General features: G+C 75.3%; 1 protein-coding gene. It reads right to left on the bottom strand.

Annotation, left to right across the window (positions count from 1 at the left end; translation table 11 throughout):
* On the bottom strand, positions 1 to 1,666 hold a 1,666-nt coding region (locus PUR71_RS30070), incomplete at both ends, for a condensation domain-containing protein (RefSeq protein WP_329930326.1).

Here is a 1,666-nt window from a genome sequence, read left to right as displayed (position 1 = left end):
GCGGACGCGCTCCTCGGTGAGGAGCCCGTCGGGCCAGGACCAGTCGGCGGTGAGCTGCGGGCCCTCGGCGGTGTCGAGGGTGGCGGCGTTGAGGTCGACGGCGTGGGCGAGCGGCATGGCCGGGTCGCGGCCGTCACCGAGGTCGGCGTCGGTGCACAGCGCCCAGTCGGTGTCTTCCCCGGCGGCGGCGAAGCGGCCGAGGTAGTTGAAGCCGAACTGGGGGCGGGGGGCGTCGGCGAGGGCGCCGCCGGCGGTCGAGTAGCGCAGGAGGCCGTAGCCGACGCCGTTGTCGGGGAGGGCGTGCAACTGCTCCTTGACGGCCTTCAGCGCGCGGCCGGGGTCGCCGGGGGCGCCCGGGTCGAGGCGGACGGGGAACATGCTGGTGAACCAGCCGGCCGTGCGCGTGGTGTCGGCGTGCTCGACGACGTTCTCGCGGCCGTGGCCCTCCAGGTCGACGAGCACACCCGTCCCCCGGCCGGGGCGCCAGGCGTTCACGGCGAGCGCGAACGCGGTGAGCAGCACGTCGTTGACGGTCGCGCGGAAGCGCGCGGCGGTGTCGGTGAGCAGCGCCGTCGTGACGTCCGACGGCAGGGTGAGGTTCAGGTGCCGGGCGGTCGCGGCGGTGTGCACGGCCGGATCGAGGACGGCGAGCGGCGCGTCCCCGCCGTCCCCGCCGTCGTAGCCGTCGAACTGGGCGTGCCAGAGCGGGAGTTCGGAGGAGCGGTCGAGTGCGGTGAGCTGCTGCGCCCAGCGGCGGAACGACGTCGGTACGGGCTCCAGGGCGGTGCCCTCGTAGGCGTGGGCGAGGTCGGGGAGCAGGATGCGCCAGGTGACGCCGTCCACGACCAGGTGGTGGGCCATCACGAGCAGGCGGGCGGTGTCCTCGAACCAGACGGCCTGGAGCATCACGCCGGCGTCCGGGGCGAGCCGCAGCTGGGCGGCGCGGGCCTCGGCGGCGAGGTCGGCGCCCTCGGCGCGGCGCAGCACGTCCGTGGCGCGGACGGCGCCGGCGGCCGGGACGTCGAGGTTCCACGCGTCGGCGCCGCGCACCAGCCGGGCCCGCAGCACGTCGTGGTGGTCCAGCACGGTCTGGAGGGCGTCCGCCAGGCGCTCGAAGGTGGCCGCCGCAGGGGTGCGGACCAGCATCGCCTGGTTGAATCCGTCGATCGGGCCGTCCACCTCGCGCAGCCAGCCGACGATCGGCGTCTCCGGCACCGGTCCGAGCCCGGCGCCCGCCTCTTCGGTGGGCAGGACGTCGGCGGTGGTGGCGACCGCCGCGAGGGCCTCCGGGGTGCGATGGGTGAAGACGTCGCGGGCGGTGAAGACCAGCCCGGCCTTGCGGGCGCGGCTGACCAACTGGATGGAGACGATGCTGTCGCCGCCCAGCTCGAAGAAACCGTCCTCCACCGACACCGACTCCAGCCCGAGCAGGTCGCGGAAGATCCCGCACAGGACCTCCTCCGCCGTGCCGACGGGCTGCCGTCCTCGGGCGGTGCCGGTGAACTCGGGGGCCGGGAGCTGCTTGCGGTCGAGCTTGCCGTTGACCGTCAGCGGCAGCTGCTCCAGCGGGACGAAGGCGGAGGGGACCATGTAGTCGGGGAGCGCGGCGGCGATGTGGGTGCGCAGGGCCTCGGTGTCGAGGGCGGTGCCGGGGGTGGCCGGGACG

The sequence above is a fragment of the Streptomyces sp. SP17BM10 genome, from assembly GCF_036322405.1.
GTDB lineage: Bacteria > Actinomycetota > Actinomycetes > Streptomycetales > Streptomycetaceae > Kitasatospora.
Note: the sequence above shows the minus strand (reverse complement) of the source record. Positions and strands in the feature narration are given on the sequence as shown.